This is a genomic window from Pseudomonas sp. PS02303 (genome assembly GCF_029959925.1).
Classification (GTDB): Bacteria; Pseudomonadota; Gammaproteobacteria; order Pseudomonadales; family Pseudomonadaceae; genus Aquipseudomonas; species Aquipseudomonas mandelii.
In genome coordinates, this window is sequence record NZ_JASCOM010000339.1 from 1 (window position 1) to 5,371 (window position 5,371).

Here is a 5,371-nt window from a genome sequence, read left to right on the forward strand (position 1 = left end):
CTGCGTGGGAATGCCTCACCGGTCGCTCCGCGTCCGCTTCAGGGACGCGGAGCGTCCCGGGCTGCATTCCCACGCAGAGCGTGGGAACGATCACTGACAGGGGGGGGCTATTTTATGGGGCGGAAAAGAAATACCGCGTCAGGTGAAAGAAGATCGGCGCCGCGAAACAGATCGAATCCATCCGATCCAGCATGCCGCCATGCCCTTTGATCATGGTCCCCCAATCCTTGGCGCTCAGGCTGCGCTTGATGGCGGACATGACCAGCCCACCGAGAAAACCCATCACCACGATCACCAGCGACATCAGCAGCGACTGCCAGAAACTGAACGGGGTCATCCAGAACATGCACCCGCCAATCAACGTGGCCGACAGACCGCCACCGACCAAGCCTTCCACCGTTTTCGACGGACTCACCAGCGGCGCAACTTTGTGCTTGCCCAATAGTTTGCCGAACACGTACTGCAACACGTCACTCAGTTGCACGACGAACACGAGATAGAACAGCAGCAGCGCGTTCTGCCCCTTGAAACCTTCCAGGTCCAGCAGCAACAGGGCCGGCGCGTGGCTGATGCAGTAGACGCAAATCATCACCCCCCACTGAATCTTGGCCGCCCGTTCCAGAAAAGCGTCGGTGTCCTGGCTCAGCACCGCAATCGCCGGCAACAGCAGGAACGCGTACACCGGAATCAACAGGGTGAACAGCGAATACCAGTGCGTGCCGATCAGCACGTATTGCAGCGGGATCAGAATGAAGAACGCCGAAAACAGCGCGTTATGGTCGCCCAGCCGGGTCGGCGTCAGGGTAATGAACTCCCGGAGCGCGAACAGCGAAATGAAGCCGAACAGAATAACCGTCGCGTTCCCGCCCAGCAGGTAGGACACGAAGAAGATGATGACCATGCCCCACCAGGCATTCACCCGCTGGTTGAGGTTCTCGATGGTCGACATCGAGCTTTCTGTTTTGGCGCGCTTCGCCAGAATCCGGCCGATGACCGAAGCGATTGCTAACAGGACGGCAATGGCGCCGAAGAACCACAAGAACTTTTCGTCAAGATTCATTCCGACAACCTCACAATCGCTTCACGTGCCCGATCCAGAAACACCTGTTTTTCCTCGCCACTGATCCGTGGCAGCGGGTCGCCAATACGGATCGTGCAGATAATGGGCAGCGGGACGTGTTTGCCTTTCGGCATGGAGCGATGCAGGTTTTCCAGGTAGATGGGCACCAGATCCACCTCGGGGAATGTCTCGGCCAAACGGTACAGCCCTGATTTGAACGGCCCGGGCAATGCCTGGCTGCCTCGGGTGCCTTCCGGAAAGATGATGATCGAATGGCCGGCCCGCACCACGTCGAAAATCGGCTCCAGCACGTTAACGCCGGGCGCCGGGTTACGCTCGATCAGCACTGCGTTCAGGCCTTTTTGCGAGATGTACGACAGAAATTTGTTCTTTCCCCAGTAATCCGCAGCGGCGACCGGTTTCACGTTCACCCGGGCTTCCGGGGGCAGCGCCGCGATGATTGCCAGGGTGTCCATGTGGCTGGAGTGATTGGCGAAATAGATGCGCTGGCGTGTCAGGTCCGGCGGGCTTTCCCATCGGGCGGTGACGCCGATCAGGAAGCGAAGAACAGAAATCAGCGCGTTACTGATCCACATGAGCATTCCCCTTGAGCTGGCGCGAGATGGCCAGCGTGCGCGTGACGCAGGTCGCGGCTGAACCGACAGCGATGACGACCAGCGCGATCAACAGCACGTAGTGAGTGCCATAAACGCTGGCTTCGACGGCATTCAACAGAAGGGCCACGGTCATCACGGCCATTCGATGCTGCTTGGCCATCGGGCCGATGAAACTCTGCTTCAGGCCAATCGAGCCGCCAAACACCCTGACATACGCCGTCAGTGCCGCGGCCAGCGCCGCGAACCAGCCGAGATCGGCGTAGCCGATGGCATACCCCAGCGCGACGATCAGCAGGCTGTCGGCAATGCGGTCGGGGAATTCGTTGTAGAGGCTGCCGATGTCGGATTTCTTGCCGCCCTCGATCGCCACCATGCCGTCGAAGAGGTTGCACAGCAGGCGCAATTGAATGCCGACGGCGCAGAGGATCGAGCCGATGAGCCCGTTATCGAGATTCAGTGCCACCGCCCCGGCGAGCGCGAAGGCGATGCTGGCGACGGAGATCTGATTGGGGGAGATGTCTCGTTTCACCAGAAGGTCGGTGATGTATTTCGCCCAGCCCGCAGAGCGCGTCTTGATGGGCCTTCGGTTGTCATCCATTTTGCCAATATCCATATAGGTGTCGGTTGCTATCAGGGCATCGCCGTCGGCTGCTGCACGACGGTGTCCGACAATATAAAGGCTTTCCTTGGCCTTTGTGTCTGTTTACTGACTGCCAGGTCGAAGCGGTAACTTCAACTCCGCACACAACCCGCCGCCCTCACGATTGCTCAACGTCAACGATCCCCCGAGCGCCAAAGCCAATTGCTGCGCGATCGCCAGCCCCAACCCCGTGCCGCCGGTGCTGCGATTGCGCGAATTCTCTACCCGATAAAACGGCTCCATCACGTGGGCCAGTTCCTCTTCGGCAATGCCCGGTCCGCGATCCATGATCTTCACCGAGAGGCCGCCGTTTTTCGCTTCCACCCACAGCTCGGCGGCGCCGGCGAACTTCAGAGCGTTATCCGTCAGGTTTACCAGTACCCGCCGCAAGGCATGGGGCCGGGTGTCGATCACCGCGCCACTTTTGCCACCCAATGTCACGTCTTTGCCCACGTCCTGGTAGTCAAACACCAGACTGTCGAGGAATGAATCGAGGTCGGTGCGGCGGCTTTCTTCGGTGGCGCCGTGAACGCTGCGGGCATAGGCCACGCCTTCGCGCACCAGGTGCTCCATCTCACTGAGATCGCTCCACAGTTTGTCTTTTTCGCTGCAGTCGTCCATGAATTCGGCGCGCAGTTTCATGCGGGTGATCGGGGTTTGCAGGTCGTGGGAAATCGCCGCCAGCAGTTGCATGCGCTCTTTCAAGTACGCGGCGATGCGTGCCTGCATCGAATTGAAGGCGATGGCGGCGTGTGCGACTTCGGTCGGGCCTTTTTCGTCCAGGTGCACCGCGTGGGTGTTGGGATCAAGGTTGTCCACGGCCTCGGCAAGGCGGGTGAGGGGGCGGATGGCGATTCTCACCGCCAGCCAGGTGCAGAGGATCATCAGCGCCAACTGGCCCAGCAGAACGATGGGCAACCACGGCGACAACGGCACCATTGATGGCCTGACGTCGATGGTCACCGGGCTGCCGTCCGCGAGTTTCAGGTGCACCTGAAAGTGTTTCTGTTCGCCGGGAATGTCCGTCACGGTCATCGGGTAATCCTTGCCGATGGCGTCCTTGATCGATGTCATCGCGATGGGCGTGTCGCTCATGGCCACGCCCGGCGAACCCTCGTCGAGCAAATAACGGTAGTTGCGGCGGTTCAGTTGTTGCAGCCAACCCATGCGTTCTTCGGCTGGCAAGCGGTCAAGAATGGCGATGGAGGTCGAGACGTCGGTTTCCAGATTGCCAAGCATGGTGTTTTTTGCGCTTTCGTAACGCTCGTAATACTGCGCGCCAAAGGACAGCGCCTGCGCCAGGATCAGGCCAATCAGAAAGATCAGCGAGAGGCGCGAGGCCAGGGTGCGGGGCCAACGAAGGGTGAGGTTCATGACGGCGCACCGAGCACTTCCACCGGCAGGGAAAAGACGTAGCCCTCACTGCGCACGGTTTTGATGTAGGCCGGTTCGCGGGCATCGTCCAGCAAGCGCTGGCGCAAGCGGCTGACCAGCAAATCGATGGAACGGTCAAACAGATCGGCGTCGCGGCCCTGGGTCAGATTGAGCAACTGGTCGCGATTGAGCACCCGCTGCGGGTGATCGAGGAACACCCGCAGCAATCGGTATTCCGCACCGCTGAGCGCGACCATGGTGCCGTCTTCGTCCAGCAGGTGCCGGGCCGAGGTGTCCAGGCGCCAGCGCCCGAACGCCAGCAGGCGACCGCTTTCGGTGACCACCAGGTTTGGCGGCAGCATCCGCGTGCGGCGCAGTACGGCGTTGATTCGCGCGAGCAGTTCACGGGCGGCGAACGGCTTGACCAGGTAATCGTCGGCGCCCATTTCCAGGCCGATGATGCGGTCGGTTTCGTCGTTGCGGGCAGTGAGCATCAGCACCGGCGTGGCCTTGTGTTTGCCGGCGCGCAACTCGCGGCAGAGCATCAGGCCGTCGTCGCCCGGCATCATGATGTCGAGCACGATCAGGTCCACCGGCGTGGACTCAAGGAAGCTGCGCATCTGGCGTCCATCGGCGACGACCGTGGTGCGCAGGCCGTTCTTCTTGAGGTAGTTGCCTACCAGTTCCCGGATCTCGCGGTCATCGTCCACGATGAGAATGTGATCGACGTGTTCCATGGGGGCCAAGCCTCTATCAATGGGGGATGTTGCGCAGTCTATCGGGCCTTGGCCCGCTCGCCCGCAGCCCTTTGTATTGCAGTGTATCTGGCGTAGCGACGGATACATGCAAAGGCAAAAATGCGGTTTTCCAGGGGTTTTGTATCGCTCTGTATCAGGGGCCGGCTTTGATACGTACCGATTTACACGCGGCTGTTTTCGACACAGACGAGATACCTCGCGAGCTTCTAATGGGTTCCATCGAGGCAACCCACACCGCCTCTGCTCAATCGAACGACCTACCCATTGAAGCCTTGAGGAAACCGCCATGAACACCAAAGCCATCTACGCCGCTTGCCTGTTTGCCGCCCTGAACATCTGCACCTTGTCGGCCCGCGCCGAAGCCGCCGATGTCAGCGCCAAAACCTACACCTACGGCACCCACCTGGACATCAAGAAAGTGGTGTCGTTGAAAGAAGACGCCGCGCCTTCCTGCGGGGTTGTGAATGCCCAGCTGACCTACCTCGATTCCCAGCACAAAACCCAGGTGCTGGATTACCGCAAATTTGCTGACGGCTGCAACGCGGACAACTGAGTCCTTCGCGGACCGATTGCCAACCCCCTTTGAAACAGGAAGAACACCATGAACAACGTCACCCGCTTTTTGACCGCTGTTGCTTTCTCCGCAGCCGGCGCGGCTGCCCATGCCAATGCCGCTGTTGAACAGAAAAGCTGTGGCAGTGCGACCTGCTTCCAGCTGACGCCGGTGGCCGAGCAGGGCGCTCATGCCTTCCTCGCACAGGACGGCTCGAGCCGCACGCCTCAAGGTCAGCTACAGGAAAACCAGAAGGCCTGATGCCCGAACCCGGTTTTGTGAACACCACAATTCCAGTGTAGGAGTGAGCCTGCTCGCGATGGCGGTGTGTCAATCGACATCAGTGTTATCTGACACACCGCTATCGCG

7 protein-coding genes are annotated in these 5,371 nt (G+C 60.1%); 2 read left to right on the forward strand and 5 right to left on the reverse strand.

Annotated features, from left to right (window positions below):
* Positions 1-112 precede the first annotated feature (112 nt).
* The 5 genes from QMX98_RS32025 to QMX98_RS32045 form a co-directional block, all read right to left on the reverse strand.
* Entirely contained in the window at positions 113-1,060 is a 948-nt protein-coding gene (locus QMX98_RS32025) for a phosphatidate cytidylyltransferase (protein ID WP_010455511.1), read from the reverse strand.
* Positions 1,057-1,656 (reverse strand): lysophospholipid acyltransferase family protein, encoded by a 600-nt coding sequence (locus QMX98_RS32030; RefSeq protein WP_010455509.1) that lies wholly within the window; start codon positions 1,654-1,656, stop codon positions 1,057-1,059. Before QMX98_RS32030 ends, QMX98_RS32025 begins: the two co-directional genes overlap by 4 nt.
* A complete protein-coding gene (locus tag QMX98_RS32035) occupies positions 1,643-2,275 on the reverse strand; it encodes a CDP-alcohol phosphatidyltransferase family protein (protein ID WP_154504992.1) in 633 nt (210 codons plus the stop codon). Before QMX98_RS32035 ends, QMX98_RS32030 begins: the two co-directional genes overlap by 14 nt.
* A gap of 105 nt (positions 2,276-2,380) precedes the next feature.
* Positions 2,381-3,691 (reverse strand): HAMP domain-containing sensor histidine kinase, encoded by a 1,311-nt coding sequence (locus tag QMX98_RS32040; RefSeq protein ID WP_154501186.1) that lies wholly within the window; start codon positions 3,689-3,691, stop codon positions 2,381-2,383.
* Entirely contained in the window at positions 3,688-4,428 is a 741-nt protein-coding gene (locus tag QMX98_RS32045) for a response regulator (RefSeq protein ID WP_010455506.1), read from the reverse strand. Before QMX98_RS32045 ends, QMX98_RS32040 begins: the two co-directional genes overlap by 4 nt.
* Positions 4,429-4,735: 307 nt before the next feature.
* Between QMX98_RS32045 and QMX98_RS32050 the strand changes: the two genes are divergently transcribed.
* Positions 4,736-5,002: a DUF2790 domain-containing protein gene (locus tag QMX98_RS32050; RefSeq protein ID WP_145308264.1), complete on the forward strand. Its 267-nt coding sequence runs from the start codon at positions 4,736-4,738 to the stop codon at positions 5,000-5,002.
* 48 nt (positions 5,003-5,050) lie between these two features.
* Positions 5,051-5,263: a hypothetical protein gene (locus QMX98_RS32055; protein WP_010455503.1), complete on the forward strand. Its 213-nt coding sequence runs from the start codon at positions 5,051-5,053 to the stop codon at positions 5,261-5,263.
* The last annotated feature ends 108 nt before the right edge of the window (positions 5,264-5,371 follow it).